The organism is Arthrobacter castelli DSM 16402 (genome assembly GCF_000430705.1).
GTDB classification, from domain to species: Bacteria; Actinomycetota; Actinomycetes; order Actinomycetales; family Micrococcaceae; genus Arthrobacter_C; species Arthrobacter_C castelli.
On sequence record NZ_AUMN01000010.1, the window covers coordinates 105069 to 121834 of the forward strand.

A 16766-nucleotide genomic window follows, 5' to 3' on the forward strand; every position below is an offset into this window, starting at 1 on the left:
GCGCCAACAGCACGGCTGCTTTAGTCACCGTGGGACCTCGAAGTCGGGCCTGCCCCGGGGCAAACAGGGCCACAGCACAGTGTCTTCCTCCTGCTGCGTCCGAACAGACCCATTGATTTTGCCTATGCGAGTAGTAGATAACAAGCCTTGGACATGATGCAAATCACCAATGCATTGTTGGTTGAACCCGACAACGAAAGGACCAGGAGTATGCAAACCCAGCAAGCCACCCGCACTGGCCACCGACGTACCCGGTTGCACATCGACGCGGGTATCCACCTCTCAGGCGGTGCCTGATGGGATGGGATCTGAGTGACTTTGGTGTCATAGCGTCAGCCGTTTTAACGATCCTTGGAATCGTCTTCCTGATTCTTAGATTGAAGGTCGATCCCGTCATAGCCCTCGTCGTAGGGTCGCTGGCACTTGTGCTGGTCAATGGGCTTGGGCCCGAAGCGGCTATTGAAGCCGTCATCACCGGTTTCGGCGACCTAATGCTTGAAATTGGCCTCGTTATTGGGTTCGGCGTTCTAACCGGCACGCTCCTGTCATATATGGGTGCTATTCAAAAGCTCGGAGCCTTGCTCCTGAGGAAATTTGGCCCACGTGCTATGCCGTACGCCTTCGGCGTCACGATCGGCACTGTCCTGGCGTCGCTGTTTATCGACGTTTGTCTAGTCATGACCGCGCCGCTCGCCAAAGCAACTTCCTCAAAAATTGGTAAGGACGGGCTCGCTCGAATGGCCGCGGCGGTCATGATCGGTCTTGAAGTCGCCCTGACCATGACGATACCGGGCGTGGTGGCGTTGGCGCTGTCGGGAATTCTGGATGTTCCAGTAGGCATCATGCTGATATTTGGGGTGCCGACGGCCGTTCTTACAATCGTTTCCTCCATCTTCATCATGAACGTGCTGTTCCGGATGGGCTTTTGGAAACCAGAGCTGGATGAGTCTGCAGCCGTCGCTAAAGTGCAGGCGGCCGAGCAACGTGCAGATCAGCTGGATCCAGTGGAACGCTCTGTCGAAATCGAGGCCTCCTCCGAAGCAGGTGCAGGAGACAGGGGAGAGTTCGCGGGCAGCGCGCATATGACCGCTACAGCCACCGAGGCGCCTGAAGGTGGTGGCACCGCGATCACCTTGGATGAAGCACGGCAGCCTGGACTGATCGTGGCGTTCGCTCCGTTGATAGTGGCGCTTCTCCTTATATCCGGCGGCGCAATCGCTGACGTTGCGGGGGTCGAATCACCTGTTCTGACTTTGTTTAGCAATCCCACAGTTGCCTTGCTTGTTGCCCTGATTGGTGCCTGGATTGTTTGCCGCTTCCACGCCGGGCACGTCGCAACAGGTCAGGCTCTGTCTCGTGGCTTTCAGGAAAGCGGCCAGATTCTGCTGATCACCGGCGTCGGAGGTTGTCTCGCCGCTGCGGTCGAGACCATCGGTATAGGCGATATCCTCACCCAATACTTTGAGCCGGGGAGCTTTGCCCCCTTGATCCTGGTCTGGATTATCGCGGCGATTCTACATATCGCCATCGGGTCCGTGACCACAGCCGCAATCACAGCCGCAGGAATACTTGCGCCCTTCGCCGATTCGCTCGATGCCAATCCGGTTCTCATCGCCTTGGCAGCTGCCTCCGGCGGCATGTTCATTATCCATGTCACCAGCAATACCTTCTGGCTGATGAAAACACTGTTTGGTCTCAGTACCCGAGGCGCTTTCAAGACGGATACCGTAGCCGTCTCTATCGCCTCCGTGATGGGGCTCGTCTGGGTGCTGGTTCTGAGCCTGTTCATCTAGCGCCGTGTTCTGGACCGGGGGCCCCTTCTGGTGGAGCAAGGTTTCCACCCGAAGGGGGTTTCGGCGCTAAGCAGAACCTCGACGCGATGGACCATCATTTCCGATGCCTGGTCCGGCGTCGTGCGCGGCCGGCGTCCCGGCGGGCATCCTTGGCGCCGTGAAGAGCTTCATCCTGGTCGCGCTCGAGGCGGTCCACCTCCGCGTCGACGTCCTTGCGCTCCCGCTCGAGCCTGTGCAGCCGGGTCTTTAACTCGTCGATTTCTGCGGCCAGTTTCTCCTGGCGCTGGTCGGCCTCTTCGAGCTGTTCTTCGACTTCCTGCTGCCGCGACTCGGCGTCCAGCACCCGTTGTTCCGCCTGTTCAAGGTCGGATTCGGCGTCTTTATCGGGTGCTTTCGACTCCTTGGCCTGGCCGCCTTGATTGCCCCGGGGAGCAACCTCTGCGGCTCTTTCCGTGCCCATGGGCTCCGGCACGGCGACGGCGTTTTCCAGATCCACCGGCTCAAACCCCGTCGATGACAAGGAACGGGTGAGCGTGCCGCTGGAGACGGCGGCGGCCGCATCGGCGTCGGCCATTGCGGCATGCAGGGTCTGTTCGACGTCGTCCGCCACCGGGTCGCTGACCTTCTGGTCCAGCTCGTCGGCCAGCGACCGGGCCTGCTCCACCAGCGCAGCCAGCAGCTCATGCCGTTGCCCGCCGAGTTCGCGCAGTTGTTGCTGGTCAAGATCCTCCTGAGCCTGCCGCAGCGATGCGCCCAACTCCAGGACGTTGCCGATCTCCTCCAAACGCCGGCGGACCAGCATGTTCACCAGCCACGCCGCCATCGACGGTTTCGGCAGGGCGCGGATCTGCTTGCCCAATTCCTTGTCCCCGGCCCGGTTCGCTTCCGTGGCCCGCGCATTCCGGGTGGCCGTGAAGTCGCCGGGCAGCAGGGAATAGAGTTCGTCCGCGGTTGTTTGCAGGTCCATGCGGTTACTCGCCGGCTGCCAGTTCCGGACGGCGGTTCAACGCGGCCCCTGCGAAGAAAGCGCCGACGGCGGCCATCAGCATAATGATTCCCAACAGGACTCCCAGGGCCCACACGGAACCGTTCAGGGAGGCGGCGAGGGCCAACGCGATCGAGGGGACGAAGCCGCCGACCATCCCGGAGATGTTGTAGGAGACGGCCACGCCGGAGTACCGGTAGCGGGTGCCGAAGAGCTGGGACAGCAGGGTGCCCAGCGGCCCATACGGCACGCCCAGCATCCCGATGCCCAGGGCGATTCCGCAGACGGCGAGGACCGGATCGCCGGAGGCGAGCAACCAGACTACAACGAAGGTGAGCGCGAACGAGGCGACTCCGCTCCAGGCCACGACTTTCCACGGATGGAAGCGGTCGGCGAGGTTGCCGCCTATGTAGATGCCGGCGGCCTCCAAAACGGCTCCGATCATCGTGGCCAGCAGCAGCGTTGAGGCCGCGATGTTGAGCACGTTCTCGCCGTAATTCACGGCGTAGACGGTCATCAGGAAGAAGCCACCGGATGCGAACAGCGACATCACGATGACGATCAGCACGCGAGTGCCGGAGTGCCGGAAAAGCTCGACCAGCGGGATCCGCTTGGCGGTATCGGTCTTGCTGGCCTGCCGGAAGACAGGGGTCTCTTCCACCCGCAACCGCAGGTACAGGGCGATGCCCAGCAGGATGAACGAGACGAGGAACGGCAGCCGCCACCCCCACGCCATGAACTGGTCATCGGGCAGCAGCGTGACCAGGGCGATGACGCCGGAGGAGGTCACCGTGCCGACCGGGGAGCCGTACTGCGGCATCGCGCCGTAGAACGAGCGCTGCTTCACCGGCGCGTGCTCAACGGCCATCAGCACGGCGCCGCCCCACTCACCTCCCAGGGACAGGCCTTGGATGAAACGCAGTGTGGCCAGCAGTATCGGTGCGGCCGCGCCGATGACCGCGTACGTGGGGAGCAGGCCGATGAGCCCGGTGGACATGCCGATGACCAGGATGGTGATAATCAGCGTCTTCTTCCGGCCGATCCTGTCGCCGAGATGGCCGAAGAGCACGGCGCCGATCGGCCGGGCGATGAAGCCGACGCCGAAGCTGAGGAAGGCCAGCATGGTGCCGGCCACCGGGTCGAAGGACGGGAAGAACAACTCGTTGAAGACCAGTGCCGCGAACAGCCCGTAGAGGAAGTAGTCGTACCACTCCATCGCCGTGCCGATCAGCGACGAGAATGCCACCCGTCGCAGTTGGCGCTTGGTGATCTGGTATTCGGGTTCGGCCTCGGTTGCCATGACGCTGCCTTCTGAGGGTGGACGTGTTCTCCGTCACAACTCTAGGCGTCGAATGCGCCGTTCGGTGCCGATCAGTCGCGGATTCTCACCGCCGTCTCCCGCATGTACTGGTCCACCCGGGTATAGGCATCCCGGGTCAGCGCCTTCCACAGGGCCACGGCCAGCCGTGGATGCTCCGACTCCAGCTGTTCGATCGCCTCGCCGCTGAGCACCTTCAGCCTCACCGGCCCGACGGCCTTGACCGTTGTCTCCTGCTTGTCATTGGTTCCGAGCGCGAGCTCGCCGAAGGTCATGCCGGCGCCCAGGGTACTGAGTTTGACCCTGCCTTCGGGGGCCGGGATGGTGCTGGTGACCTTGCCCGAAACGATGAAATGCACGCCGCCGAAACGCTGCCCGACGCGGCGGATGACGTCGCCGGCGTCGTACTCCCTGGCCTCCAACAGCGACTCAAGCTGCTCAATATCGGCGCCGTCCAGCGGTTCCAGCGCCGGGCTGTCAGCCACCGGCACGATCGAGGGCAGCGAGAGTTCCTCACCATAGCGGCCGATCAATTCGTTCTCCGCCCATTCGACGGCTGTGCTGCGGGTGACAAACGTTGGCACTTCACGGTCCAGATTGTGGAACGTCTCGGCCAGCGTCCCCTCTCCATCGATCAGTGCCAGCTGGTTGCCGGCATCCGAGAGCGTTTGGCGGACCTCACTGAGCATCCGCAGCGACACATCCGAAGTCTCATCCACCCGCCGCAGGTCCAGCACCACAAGTTCGACGTCGTCAGCCAGGTTGCTGATCTCGCGCACCATGGATTCTGTGCCGGCAAAGAGCAGGTCGCCATGCAGCTCGATCACCGCCGCCCGGTGCCCGTGTTCCTCCAGGACGGCCGCGGCCTCATCGGTGCGGCGGATCCCGGAAGGAACGCGGTTGATGTCGTAGCGGGCCCGGATCACCGACCGGCCGGTACGCCCGGCCCGCACGAAGTGCAGTTCCATGTCCCGCGAGACCCGTTGGCAGGTGGCGATGCCGCGGACACTTGAGCCATGTTCATCCAGCGGCGGCGAGTAGACCGCCAGCCCGACCTGGCCCGGCAGCACGGCGAGCGTCCCGCCGCCGACGCCGCTCTTGGCGGGCATGCCGACGTTGGCAACCCAGGCGCCGGCGTCGTCGTACATGCCGCAGGTGGTCATCACCGAGAGGACACGTTCGACCTCGGAAATATCGAGCACCTGGTCGCCCGTGACCGGATTCCGTCCGCCGTTGGCCAGGGACGCGGCCATCATGGACAAGTCCTGGCAGTTGACGTTGACCGAGCACTGGCGGAAGTAATCCTCCACCACCGGATCCGGATCTTTCTCGATGATGTTGAACGATCGCAGCAGGTACGACAGCGCGCGGTTGCGGTACCCGTGGTTGTACTCGGACTTGTAGACGCGCTCATCCACCGTGAGGTCGCGGCCGGCGAAAGACGAATGGATGTTGAGGATCCGCTTGAATCGCGAGTTGGGACCGGAGCTCTTCACCAGCGATGTGGCAGTGATCGCGCCGGCATTGATCATCGGGTTGGACGGCCGGCCGGTGCCTTCACCCAGGGAGATCTCGTTGAACGCATCGCCGGAGGGCTCGACGTCGATCTTCCGGTCGACCGCCTCCATCCCGCGGTCGGCCAGGGCCAGCCCATAGGTGAACGGCTTGGAGATCGACTGGATGGTGAACTCCTCGCGGGTGTCGCCCACTTCGTAGACGTAGCCATCGACCGTGGCGAGGCAGATCCCATAGTTGTCCGGATCGACGTGTGCCAGGGCCGGAATGGCGCTGGAGGGCTTACCGTCACGCAGCTGCTGTATTTCGGCGTGGATCTTCTCGAGGTAGCTCTGGATGGGCGATTCCATGGAAGCCACACTAGATGGAATGCGCCCCGAAGTGATCCAGGTGGCGCCCGGCGTCGTCCTGTCGCCCGTTAGTGCCGATAGGCAGGGTGGTGCTCCCAGCGATGTTCGCCGCCGGGGGTGGCCTTCACCAGGGACTCCTGCAGCGCATAATAGGCCGGCTTGCGGGTGTAGTCATTCCACATCACCGTCGCGGCGCCTTGCCCCTCAAAGAAGACCGGCACCCACGAGTACTTGTCCACGAATCCCCAGATGGTGAAGGAATTACAGTCTTCGACGCCGAGGCAAGCGTCCAGCGCCCGCTGGTAGTAGCTGGCCTGCTTTTCCAGCTGCGCGGCAGTTGGTTCGGCCCCATTGGGCAGATCCATCCGCACGTCGATTTCGGTGACGGCGGTTTCCAGTCCGAGGTCGTCGAAACGCTGCAGGTTCGCTTCCATCCCCGCAGGGAAGCCGTAACGGATGCTCAGGTGGCCCTGCACCGCAAACCCGTGGACCGGAACGCCCTTGGCGAGGTAGTCCTTGATGAGTTCGTAGTAGGCGTCGCTCTTGGCGTTGTTGGCCTCGACGCCGTAGTCGTTGAAGAACAGCTTTGCCTCGGGGTCGGCCTGGTGCGCCCAGCGGAAGGCGTCGGCGACGATACCCGGGCCGAGTTCCCGGATCCAGATGTTTTCCTCGGTGCGCAGGTTGCCTTCGCTGTCGAAAATCTCGTTGGCGACGTCCCACTGCTGGATCTGACCGGCGTAGCGGCCGACCACTGTCATGATGTGATCCTTCAAGATGGTCCGCAGCTCCTGGTCGCTGAAGTCGCCCTCTTCCAGCCATTCCGGATTCTGCGAGTGCCACAGCAAGGTGTGACCGCGCACCACCTGGCCATGCTTTTGGGCGAATTCGACGATGGCATCCATTTCGGCGAACCGGTACCGGTTCCGCTCTGGATGGATGAACTCCCATTTCATTTGGTTCTCGGCAGAAACCGAGCTGAATTCGCTGCCCAGCACCTCCCGGTACTGCTGATCGTTGAAGAAGGGAGCGGGATATGGCTGGGAGGTATGGTGCCCGCCGCCCGCGACGGCGGTCCCGATCCGGAAATCCTTCGGCGTCGACCATCGCAGGGTGTCCTGCTTGGCCAGTCCCGGCGGCTCGGGTCTGTCACTTGGCGAAGCTGCAGAGGGGAGGGCAGCCGGCAGCGTAATGGCCGTGGCCAGCATGGCAGCGGCGGCAAGACGAGATGCTTTCATTCTCAGTTCTCCTTCGAACGTGATTCTCTCCGAGCAGCGCTGCCCCATGACCAGTTTGAGTGAATGCTGCGACAGCACTTGTCCCAGCATTCACCAAGTAACCGCGTTTGTATAGGGCGTGAACTAAATAGTTTTGACCGGCTCGAGCGGCGCGGTGGATTCGCGCACATGCAAGGACGTCGCCAGTTCCACGCGGCGGGAGCCCACCGAGTCGCCGTTGATTCGCCTCAACAGTGACCGCAGCGCCGAGGCCCCCATTTCCTGCAGGGGCTGGGACACTGACGTCAGTTTTGGCACCGCTTGTTCGGCGAGGTAGGTGTCGTCGAATCCGACCAGGCTCAGGTCGGTGGGTACATGCAGTCCCTGGCGGCGGGCCTCGCCCAGAATGCCGATGGCGATCGCGTCGCTGGCGGCGAAAATGGCGCTTGGCAGCTGCTCGAGGTCGAACAACTGCCGGGCGGTGGCGGTGCCGTGCTCCGGCTTGAACTGGCCGTGCGCCACGTAGTCCGGGTTCATCTCGATCCCCTCGGTCAACAAGGTCGACATGTAACCGTGGAGGCGGGCCTGGTTGCACTCCGATTTCTCGACGCCGCCCACGTAGGCGATGCGGCGGTGGCCCAGGTCCACCAGGTGCTGGGTGGCCGATTTTCCGCCGGCCCAGTTGGTCGCCCCCACGCTGATCACCTTCGAGCCGGGCGGGTTCATCGGGTCGATGACGACCACGGGAAGGTTGCGGCGCTGGAAGGCCCGAAGCTGTGCTTCCCGAAAGGCCGAAGTGACAACCACCATGCCGCTGCGGCCGTGGTCGATCATGCGTTGGGCGTGTTCTTCGGGGCTGACCTTGGCAGGCATGTCGGCGCCGGTGCTGCTGACGACGACGTCGACGCCGGCCTCGGAGGCGTACTTCAGCACGCCGTTGAGGATCTCGGTGCAGTAGGCGGAAGTGACGGAATCAAGGACCAGTTCGACGGTGAGGTTGCCGGGTACGGCGCGCCGCTGGCTGGGGGAGCGGTAATTCAGTTCCTTGGACACCGTCAGGACTCGTTCCCGCGTGTCCTCGGCAACATCGCTGCGGCCGTTAAGAACCTTGGACACGGTCGGAGCGGATACTCCTGCGAGCCGGGCGATGTTGTCCAGCGTCGGCTTCGGCGGTGCTGAGGGCTCGGCTGTCATGGCACCTTCTCGCTTTCGAAAGATTTCGGATGAGTCTATCGTCCCATACGACCACACAGCGCGAAACAATTTCGTAAAGGTTTTGAACTTTTTCGGTTCATCCCCTTGACCGGCATGGTTGAGGGCGATTAGGTTGTCAGTGATCTGCTTCACTCGGCACGAAATATTTCGTTGCGATTCAGTCCTTTCGGGGCACCGGGGCGTAAGTGGAGCGAATGTCAGACGACATGGAACGGATATGACATGAAGACACCAAAGATGCGGGCGATGGCGATGGCCATCGCCGCGGGGACATTGTCCATCAGCTTGGCTGCCTGTGGTTCGAGCGGCCCAAGCGACACCGGAGGCGGTGGCGGCGGTGGAGAAACGACCACGATGTGGTCGCTGACCGGCGGACCGCAGCCGGTCTATCAGGCATCGGTCGATCGCTGGAACGAAAACAACTCGGACCAGCCTCTTAGTATCAACTTCTTTGCCAACGACGCCTACAAGAATAAGATCCGCACTGCCCTCGGCGCCGGTGAAGCACCCAGCTTCATCTTCGGCTGGGGCGGCGGAACGCTCGAATCCTATGTGGAGACCGACAAGGTCATGGACCTGACCGGGTTCCTGAACAACAACCCTGAGGTCAAGAACCGCTTCCTGCCCTCCGTGCTGGAAAACGGGGTGGTTGACGGCAAGAACTACGCCGTGCCGAACAACAGCATCCAGCCAAAGGTTCTCTACTACAACAAGGAACTGTTCAAGCAGGTCGGCGTCGAGCCGCCTCAGACCTGGTCCGACCTGATGGCCCTGGTTCCGAAATTCCGGGAGGCCGGAATCGCCCCGATCTCACTTGGCGGGCAGTCCAAATGGACCAACTTGATGTGGCTCGAGTACTTGGTGACCCGGATCGGCGGGAGCGAGGTCTTTGACAAGATCGTCTCCAACGAGCCCGACGCCTGGTCTGATCCGGCTGTGCACGAAGCACTGACCAAGATCCAGAAGCTGGTCGATGCCGGCGGCTTCATCGACGGGTTCTCGTCAATCGCCGCCGACAGCGGTGCCGACGTCGCCCCGCTCTACACCGGCAAGGCGGCCATGCTGCTGCAGGGATCATGGGTCTACACGGACATGAAGACGGCCGCTCCGAAGTTTGTCGAAAGCGGCAAGCTGGGCTGGATGGAATTCCCGGCAGTCGCCGGCGGCGAAGGGGACCCCGACAGCATCGTCGGCAATCCCTCCAACTTCTGGTCCATCAACTCCGACGCCACCAAGGCACAGCAGAAGACGGCCAAGGAATACATCAAGAACACGCTGTTCGACGATGAATACATCAAGGGCATCGTCGATACCGGCGCCGTTCCGCCGGTCACCGGCGTCGAAGATGAGTTGAAGGAGTCGCCGGACAGCGACTTCCTGACCTTCGTCTACGAAATGGCCAAGGATGCTCCCAGCTTCCAACTGTCATGGGACCAGGCACTGGCACCGGGACAAGCGGACAAGATGCTGACCAATCTGGACCTGATTTTCCTGGGCAAGATCACCCCGGATCAGTTCGTCAAGCGGATGAACGCAACGATCAAATCCGGAGCCGATCAGTAGATGAGTACACACACCAGTTCCCGAAGGACCCGCACCGCGGGCCCTTCGGGGTGGATGGCAGCTCCTGCCCTGCTGTTCTTCCTGGTCTTCGCGATCATTCCGCTCGGCGGGGTGGTGGTGCTGAGTTTCTCCAATTGGAACGGGCTCGGCGCCATCACCTGGGCCGGACTGAGCAGCTGGACGGAAGTTCTGACCTCGTCCGTGACGATCAATGCATTGGTGGTTACCGCCAAGGTGATCATCTATTCGTTCGTGGTGCAGACGCCCATCAGCCTGCTGCTCGGAGTCTTCATCGCCGGGAACCAGAAGTACAGGGCCCTGCTGGCCGTGCTCTATTTCGTCCCGTTGCTGCTCTCTTCCGCAGCGGTGGCCATTGCCTATAAGGCATTGCTCGACCCGAACTTCGGGCTGGCTGCCGGCTTGAACATTCCGGCGTTGGCGCAGAATTGGCTGGGCAATCCCGAGTTGGCCCTCTTCGTGGTCATCTTCGTCATCGCCTGGCAGTTCGTCCCGTTCCACACGCTGATTTACCAAGGCGGCGTGCGGCAGATCCCGGCGTCGCTGTATGAGGCGGCCGAGATCGATGGTGCGGGGAGGATCAAGCAGTTCTTCCACATCACGGTGCCGCAACTGAAATACACCATCATCACCTCCTCCACGCTGATGGTCGTCGGTTCGCTGGCCTACTTCGACCTGGTGTTCGTGCTCACCGGCGGCGGTCCCGGATACAGCACCCGGATCCTTCCACTGCACATGTACCTGACGGGCTTTCAAGCCAACGATATGGGTGCCGCCGCCGCGCTGGGCGTGATTCTGGTGGTCATCGGACTCGGCCTGGCACTGACCCTGCAGCGGCTCGGCGGCAAGGACCGTTCGGCCAGCCAATTGGAAGGACTGTAAATGGCTGTGACAAGTCCGACGAAGTCAAGGCGCCACCACCAAACGCGGGAGCCGGATATGCCAACGCCGAAGCCGGCGCGGACCATTGGCGGCCGCCGGCTGCCCAATCTGCCCGGCAGCCTGGGAGCGTGGCTGTGGCTGGCGGTGATCATCCTTCCGATTTACTACGTCATCATCACCAGCTTCAAGCCCCGCGCCGGCTTCTTCAGGACCAATCCACTCTGGGTGCCTGACCCGACACTGGAGAACTACGCGCTGGTGCTCCAGAACGACTTCCTGCGCTATTTCGCCAATAGCCTCATCGTGACTGTCGGCAGCGTGCTGCCCGCACTGCTCGTGTCCTTCATGGCCACCTACGCGATTGTGCGGGGCAAGACCAAGTTCCTGGGCATGGCCAACCGATTGTTCCTGCTCGGGCTGGCCATTCCCCTGCACGCGACGATCATTCCGATCTATTACATGGTCGGCAAAATGCATCTCTACGACACGCTGCTGGCCTTGATCCTGCCCTCGATCGCCTTCGCCATCCCGATTTCGGTGCTGATCCTGTCCAGTTCCATGCGGAATGTGCCCAACGAGTTGTTCGAGTCAATGCGGCTGGACGGGTGTTCGGACTGGACGATGATGTGGCGGCTCGCGCTGCCGATGACCCGGCCGGCGGTAGTCACCGTGGGCATCTACAACGCCCTGCAGGTATGGAACGGTTTCCTGTTCCCGCTGGTGCTGACACAGAGCCCGGAGCTGCGGGTGCTTCCGCTGTCCCTGTGGGCTTACCAGGGGCAGTTCGGGTCGAACATTCCAGCCGTGCTTGCCGCCGTCGTGCTCGCAACCTTGCCTCTGGTGGTGCTTTATGTCGTGGCACGCCGCCAGCTGGTGGGCGGACTGGCCGCCGGATTCAGCAAATAAGAACCACTTCAACCAATTAGAGGGTAAATCTATGACCACTGATGCCAAGGCGACCGACGTCGACCATATCTGGCTCGACCCGTCCCTGCCGGCCGGACAGCGCGTGGAATCGCTTGTCACCCAAATGACACTGCACGAGAAAGTCGCGCAGTTGTATGGACTGTGGCTGGCGCCGCCCACCGAAGGTGGAGACGTCGCCCCGCATATGAGCGACCTGTCCGGACATGTCGATATCGAGGCCCTCGTGCCCCACGGCGTCGGACAGCTCACCCGGCATTTCGGTTCCGCGCCGGTCGACCCGGCCGAGGGGGCCGCCTCGCTGGCACGGCTGCAACAGCGGATTGCCGCCGGAAACCGGTTTGGCATTCCCGCCGTGGCGCATGAGGAATGCCTGGCCGGGTTCACCGCATGGGGCGCGACCGCGTATCCGGTGCCGTTGTCGTGGGGCGCCACCTTTAACCCGGAGCTTGTGGAGGAGATGTCGTCGCGGATCGCCGCCGGGATGAAGAGTGTCGGTGTGCACCAGGGGCTGGCCCCGGTGCTGGACGTGGCCCGGGACCTGCGCTGGGGACGGGTCGAAGAGACGATCGGCGAAGACCCGCTGCTGGTGGGCACCATCGCCACCGCCTACGTGCGCGGCCTGGAAGCCAACGGAATTGTGGCAACGCTGAAACACTTTATCGGCTATTCCGCCTCCAAGGCCGGACGGAATCTCGCCCCGGTGTCCATGGGGCCGCGGGAGTTCAACGACGTCATGGTTCCGCCGTTCGAAATGGCGGTGCGGGACAGCGGCGTGCGGTCGGTGATGCATTCGTATACCGACATCGACGGCGTGCCATCAGTGGCGGACGAAGGCCTGCTGACCGGACTGTTGCGCCAGACGTGGGACTTTGACGGGACCGTCGTGGCCGACTACTTCGGCGTTTCGTTCCTGAAAACACTGCACGGGGTCGCCGGCACGTGGGGCGAGGCCGCCTCCCAGGCACTGCGGGCCGGGCTCGACGTCGAACTGCCCACCATGAAGGCGTTCGCCGAGCCGCTGATCGCCGAGATTGAAGAGGGCCGGCTGGACGAGGCGTATGTGGATCGGGCGCTGCGGCGGGTGCTGCACCAGAAGCTTCAACTCGGTCTGCTCGACCCCGACTGGACCCCGGAACCTGACGGATGGACCGTCGGGAACACAAACGACGACGGCGAGCCCAACAGCACCGAGGGCGCCGACCATGCCCACGACGCCGCAGACGACGGCGTCGAACGCATCGCCGGCACGATCGACCTGGACCCGGAGTCCGACCGGCGCATCGCCGGCCAACTGGCCGAACAGGCCGTCGTGCTGGTGGCCAACAACGGCATCCTGCCCGCCGTGCCGGCGGCACCGGCAGCCCCGTCATCGGCGTCGGCGCACGCACCGGCAGCGGCGCCGGCGGCACAGACCCGCATCGCCGTCGTCGGGCCCAATGCCGACGACGCCCTCAATCTGCTGGGCTGCTACTCCTTTCCCGGGCACGTGGGGCCCGCCTATCCGGACGCCGGGCTCGGGATCGAAATCCCGACCGTGCTGGACGCCCTTCGGGACGAATACCCCGACGCCGACATCGAATTCGTGCCTGGAGTTTCAGTCGATGGCGGCAGCACGGAGGGGATTTCCGACGCCACCGCCGCCGCGGAGCGGGCGGACCTGGTCATTGCCGTGCTGGGTGACCGGCCGGGGCTGTTCGGCCGCGGCACCTCAGGAGAGGGATGCGACGCCGAATCGCTGGAACTGCCGGGACACCAGTGGGCGCTGCTCGATGCAGTGCTCGACGCCGGCACGCCGGTGGTCACTGCGCTGGTGGCCGGCCGGACATATTACCTGCACGACGCCCCCGAACGCTCGGCCGCCATCGTGCAGACCTTCTTCCCCGGAGAGGAAGGCGCCGGTGCGCTCGCAGGCGTGCTCAGCGGCCGGATCAATCCCTCGGGCCGGTTGCCGGTAAGTATTCCGGGACAAAGCGGCGGCCAGCCGGCAACCTACCTGGCCGCCCCGCTGGCCGGGCCGAGCCAGGTGTCCAACACCGACCCATCGGCCCGGTTCGGATTCGGTCACGGGCTGGGCTATTCGGACTTCGGCTGGAGCGCACCGACGATTGCTGATCCCACCGTGGCCACCGACGGCGCGACGAACGTCCGGATCACGGTGACCAACCACGGCGCCCGGGACGGGGCCGACGTCGTCCAGCTGTACCTGCACGATCCGGTGGCCAGCGTGGTCCGGCCCGTGAACCGGCTCATCGGGTACCAGAGGGTGGAGCTGGCGGCGGGGGAGTCCGCGCAGGTGGAGTTCGAAGTGCCCGCGGACCTGGCCGCCTTCACCGGCAGGGACTACCAGCGCATCGTGGAACCCGGCGTCGTCGAGTTCCGGCTGGGGCGCTCCAGTGCCGACGTCGTCCACTCACTGGAATGCACGCTGACCGGGGACACCCGGGTGGTCGATCACACCCGCGCCCTCGAGGCTGATTCGACCATTCGCATTGGAGCAGATGTGTCCTAGACTTATGGACCATGGGACTGGAACCGGCACTGCTGGACTGGTTGCTCGACTCCGATCCGGCGCTGCGCTGGCAGGTTGAGCGGGACCTTGCCCGCGCCCCGGAGCGGCAATGGGCCGCGACCAAGGCCCGGGTCGCCACGGAGGGCTTTGGCGCGCGGCTGCTCGGCCTGCAGGACCCTGATGGGCAATGGGCCCGCGGAGCGTACTTCCCCGGCCAGGGTTTCGACACGGCAGGAACCACCGGGGATGCTGACGGTCAACCCTGGGTCGCAACGACCTGGTCATTGAATTCGCTGCGGGAGTGGGGCCTCGACGCTGCGGAGCTGCCCGGCACGGCGGAATTGCTCGCCGCCAACAGCCGATGGGAGTATGACGACCTGCCGTACTGGGGCGGCGAAGTCGACTGCTGCATCAACGCCTTCACCCTCGCCAATGGCGCCTGGCTGGGAGTGGACGTTTCCGACCTCGGGCAGTGGTTTATCGAGCACCGCCTGGACGACGGCGGCTGGAACTGTGAGTGGGAGGAAGGCTCGACCCGGTCCTCCTTCCACTCGACGCTGAATTCACTCAAGGGGCTGCTGTACTACGAACAGGGGACCGGAAGCTCCGACGGGCTCCGCGAGGCACGCAAAGCTGGCGAAGAATACCTGCTGGAGCGTCGGCTGCTCTACACCCTCTCAACGGGACAACTGGTGGGCCCATGGGCGACACGGTTCGCCTACCCGTTCCGCTGGTACTACAGCGTGCTCAACGCGCTGGATTACTTCCGGTCCGCGGCAATCCATGATGATGTCGGTCCCGACCCCCGGCTGGCGGAGGCCATCGAGGCGATCCGTAGTGCACGCGAACCGGACGGGACGTGGCTGCAGGAACGCCGCCATCCGGGTCTGACGTGGTTCGAAGTCGATGCACCGGTGAGCGAGTCGTCCAAGTGGCTCACCTTCTACGGCTCCCGCGCTCTTGAGTGGTGGGGCCAGCATCCGAAGGCCGACCATAAGAAGAAGCGGCAGACCGAATGACTCGGTCTGCCGCTCCGTCTTCGCCGCTCTACTGCTTATTCGTAGAAGCCATACGTTCTATGAGCAGGAATAAGAGACTGGCTACAAACGCGCCGAGCAGGAACGGTGAAAACTTCCAAAACGGGTCACTGTGCATCCCGCTTAGCATGGCGAAATATGCAGCCGCGCCGCAGGCTATGCCAATAGCCAGTGTCACCAATGCCGTAACGATCCTGGAGCGTGTAGTCATTCCTGCCTCCCGCGGCGGCTCAGCTTTGCCGCTTTGTGCCATCGGCTGAGTTTTCAGTCCTGGAAATTGTGTCATGTCCATTCAGCCATAAATTTCGCTCGATGACAGTGCCCGCGTCCAGTTAGAGTAACCCCGCACCGCTACACGGTTAGCATCCGGGCGAGCATCTGTCGCACCTCGGTCAACTCGTTCACAGACAGGGCGATCTCCGGGGCATGCCGACGAAACCGATGGACGGAGACGGTTCGAATTTGTTCGGTGATGACCCATCCGCTACCTGAGGCCACCTGAATTCGGTGCTTCCAGCCACGACGTTCGACAGTGGTCAAGGGCAGCACGCTGGCCAGTTGGCCCAGGGTGACGTCAAGGTGGAAGCGTGATGAGACTACCAATGCCGGCCGGTCCTTAGCTTGCTCTCGGCCTTGTGCCGGATCGAAGTCGACGAACCACACCTGCCCAGGCTCGATTGGTGGACGAGGTGCTGGCGGGTTCAACCGCCGGTCTCCGTCCACTCATCGCTGACCGGGGCGTCGGCACTCGACCATTCCTCGGCCTCAGCAAGGTAATCAGACCACCCCTCCGGGTTTGCTTCGCGGTAACGGTGCACTGCCGCGATAGCGGTAGTTTGCCAATGTTCATCGATGAGCCGCCGGACCGTCTCATCAGCTGACGCACCGTCAAACTCGTCCCGTCCGATGCGCAACACCTGCTCGCGGGTTTCGTCTCTAACTCGTAACATGAAGCGGGCCGAGCCAAGTGTTCAACACCGCCCCATCGGCCCGGTTCGGATTCGGCCACGGGCTGGGGTGTTCGGACTTCGACTGGAGCGCACTAGAGATTTCGGATATCCGTCGAGTTCCGGCTGACTCGGTCCAGTGCAGACGTCGTCCACTCGCTGGAATGTACCCTGGACCGGACAGACTCGAGGCCGACCACACCCGCGCTCTGCAGACACAATCGGCTGTCCGTCACGTCCCAATCAGGGGTGAGCGCCGCGAGTCTGCCTTAGTTCGTCAATCTGCAGGCGATTGGCGTGCTGATTGGTCACTTTCTCCCGGATCCGCGAGGCGTGGACAATATCTGCCGTTTGACCCGCCCCATTCCGGTACTTGGTGTCCTCTCGTGCCTTGCGGACGATGCCGGCAGCATCCTGGTTGGGGTTGAGGGTGCGGGGATCGCTGCCGCCAATGCAAGCAGATTCGCAGGCATCGATACTCAGCAGCACGCAA

General features: G+C 63.2%; 15 protein-coding genes. 6 read left to right on the top strand and 9 right to left on the bottom strand.

Annotated features, from left to right (window positions below):
• The first annotated feature begins 296 nt into the window (after window positions 1-296).
• Window positions 297-1793: a GntP family permease gene (locus H535_RS0112475; protein WP_051299152.1), complete on the top strand. Its 1497-nt coding sequence runs from the start codon at window positions 297-299 to the stop codon at window positions 1791-1793.
• A 94-nt stretch (window positions 1794-1887) separates the two neighbouring features.
• On the opposite strand, the gene H535_RS27795 is transcribed toward H535_RS0112475, so the two are convergent.
• From H535_RS27795 to H535_RS0112500, 5 genes are all read right to left on the bottom strand, one after another.
• Window positions 1888-2760 (bottom strand): hypothetical protein, encoded by an 873-nt coding sequence (locus H535_RS27795; RefSeq protein ID WP_051299154.1) that lies wholly within the window; start codon window positions 2758-2760, stop codon window positions 1888-1890.
• A 4-nt stretch (window positions 2761-2764) separates the two neighbouring features.
• Window positions 2765-4078: an MFS transporter gene (locus H535_RS0112485; RefSeq protein WP_026819813.1), complete on the bottom strand. Its 1314-nt coding sequence runs from the start codon at window positions 4076-4078 to the stop codon at window positions 2765-2767.
• A gap of 71 nt (window positions 4079-4149) precedes the next feature.
• Window positions 4150-5961 (bottom strand): glutaminase A, encoded by a 1812-nt coding sequence (gene glsA / locus H535_RS0112490; RefSeq protein WP_026819814.1) that lies wholly within the window; start codon window positions 5959-5961, stop codon window positions 4150-4152.
• 68 nt (window positions 5962-6029) lie between these two features.
• Window positions 6030-7196 (bottom strand): endo-1,4-beta-xylanase, encoded by a 1167-nt coding sequence (locus H535_RS0112495; protein WP_026819815.1) that lies wholly within the window; start codon window positions 7194-7196, stop codon window positions 6030-6032.
• Between the two features lie 123 nt (window positions 7197-7319).
• Window positions 7320-8369 (bottom strand): LacI family DNA-binding transcriptional regulator, encoded by a 1050-nt coding sequence (locus H535_RS0112500; protein ID WP_026819816.1) that lies wholly within the window; start codon window positions 8367-8369, stop codon window positions 7320-7322.
• 243 nt (window positions 8370-8612) lie between these two features.
• Here H535_RS0112500 and H535_RS0112505 point away from each other — a divergent pair, with 243 nt between their 5' ends.
• Genes H535_RS0112505 through H535_RS25200 form a run of 5 tightly spaced genes read left to right on the top strand, consistent with a single transcriptional unit; the run spans window position 8613 to window position 15308 of the window.
• Window positions 8613-9953, top strand: coding sequence for an ABC transporter substrate-binding protein (locus H535_RS0112505; protein ID WP_026819817.1), 1341 nt, complete (start codon window positions 8613-8615; stop codon window positions 9951-9953).
• The gene (locus H535_RS0112510) at window positions 9954-10853 is read left to right on the top strand and encodes a carbohydrate ABC transporter permease (RefSeq protein WP_026819818.1); all 900 of its coding nucleotides are present in this window, start codon (window positions 9954-9956) and stop codon (window positions 10851-10853) included.
• Window positions 10854-10910: 57 nt separating this feature from the next.
• A complete protein-coding gene (locus H535_RS0112515) occupies window positions 10911-11759 on the top strand; it encodes a carbohydrate ABC transporter permease (protein WP_051299194.1) in 849 nt (282 codons plus the stop codon).
• A 31-nt stretch (window positions 11760-11790) separates the two neighbouring features.
• On the top strand, window positions 11791-14289 hold the full coding sequence (locus tag H535_RS0112520; protein WP_026819820.1) for a beta-xylosidase/alpha-l-arabinosidase: 2499 nt from the start codon (window positions 11791-11793) through the stop codon (window positions 14287-14289).
• 11 nt (window positions 14290-14300) lie between these two features.
• Window positions 14301-15308, top strand: coding sequence for a prenyltransferase/squalene oxidase repeat-containing protein (locus tag H535_RS25200; protein ID WP_051299156.1), 1008 nt, complete (start codon window positions 14301-14303; stop codon window positions 15306-15308).
• Window positions 15309-15336: 28 nt separating this feature from the next.
• Here H535_RS25200 and H535_RS0112530 read toward each other — a convergent pair whose 3' ends face one another.
• The 4 genes from H535_RS0112530 to H535_RS0112545 form a co-directional block, all read right to left on the bottom strand.
• Window positions 15337-15618: a hypothetical protein gene (locus H535_RS0112530; RefSeq protein WP_155838676.1), complete on the bottom strand. Its 282-nt coding sequence runs from the start codon at window positions 15616-15618 to the stop codon at window positions 15337-15339.
• Between the two features lie 59 nt (window positions 15619-15677).
• The gene (locus tag H535_RS25205) at window positions 15678-16049 is read right to left on the bottom strand and encodes a type II toxin-antitoxin system PemK/MazF family toxin (RefSeq protein ID WP_081416647.1); all 372 of its coding nucleotides are present in this window, start codon (window positions 16047-16049) and stop codon (window positions 15678-15680) included.
• Window positions 16028-16276: a hypothetical protein gene (locus tag H535_RS0112540; protein ID WP_155838677.1), complete on the bottom strand. Its 249-nt coding sequence runs from the start codon at window positions 16274-16276 to the stop codon at window positions 16028-16030. The genes H535_RS25205 and H535_RS0112540 overlap by 22 nt, the downstream gene beginning before the upstream one ends.
• Window positions 16277-16516: 240 nt before the next feature.
• Window positions 16517-16762 (bottom strand): hypothetical protein, encoded by a 246-nt coding sequence (locus H535_RS0112545; RefSeq protein ID WP_026819824.1) that lies wholly within the window; start codon window positions 16760-16762, stop codon window positions 16517-16519.
• Between the last annotated feature and the right edge of the window lie 4 nt (window positions 16763-16766).

Excerpts from the sequence above, each read along its gene's own strand:
- H535_RS0112485 (WP_026819813.1), bottom strand. The coding sequence starts at position 4,078 with ATGGCAACCGAGGCCGAACCCGAATACCAGATCACCAAGCGCCAACTG.
- H535_RS0112510 (WP_026819818.1), top strand. The coding sequence starts at position 9,954 with ATGAGTACACACACCAGTTCCCGAAGGACCCGCACCGCGGGCCCTTCG.
- H535_RS0112505 (WP_026819817.1), top strand. The coding sequence starts at position 8,613 with ATGAAGACACCAAAGATGCGGGCGATGGCGATGGCCATCGCCGCGGGG.
- H535_RS0112495 (WP_026819815.1), bottom strand. The coding sequence starts at position 7,196 with ATGAAAGCATCTCGTCTTGCCGCCGCTGCCATGCTGGCCACGGCCATT.
- H535_RS0112540 (WP_155838677.1), bottom strand. The coding sequence starts at position 16,276 with ATGTTACGAGTTAGAGACGAAACCCGCGAGCAGGTGTTGCGCATCGGA.
- H535_RS0112515 (WP_051299194.1), top strand. The coding sequence starts at position 10,911 with ATGCCAACGCCGAAGCCGGCGCGGACCATTGGCGGCCGCCGGCTGCCC.
- glsA (WP_026819814.1), bottom strand. The coding sequence starts at position 5,961 with ATGGAATCGCCCATCCAGAGCTACCTCGAGAAGATCCACGCCGAAATA.
- H535_RS27795 (WP_051299154.1), bottom strand. The coding sequence starts at position 2,760 with ATGGACCTGCAAACAACCGCGGACGAACTCTATTCCCTGCTGCCCGGC.
- H535_RS0112500 (WP_026819816.1), bottom strand. The coding sequence starts at position 8,369 with ATGACAGCCGAGCCCTCAGCACCGCCGAAGCCGACGCTGGACAACATC.
- H535_RS0112520 (WP_026819820.1), top strand. The coding sequence starts at position 11,791 with ATGACCACTGATGCCAAGGCGACCGACGTCGACCATATCTGGCTCGAC.
- H535_RS0112530 (WP_155838676.1), bottom strand. The coding sequence starts at position 15,618 with ATGGACATGACACAATTTCCAGGACTGAAAACTCAGCCGATGGCACAA.
- H535_RS25200 (WP_051299156.1), top strand. The coding sequence starts at position 14,301 with ATGGGACTGGAACCGGCACTGCTGGACTGGTTGCTCGACTCCGATCCG.
- H535_RS0112475 (WP_051299152.1), top strand. The coding sequence starts at position 297 with ATGGGATGGGATCTGAGTGACTTTGGTGTCATAGCGTCAGCCGTTTTA.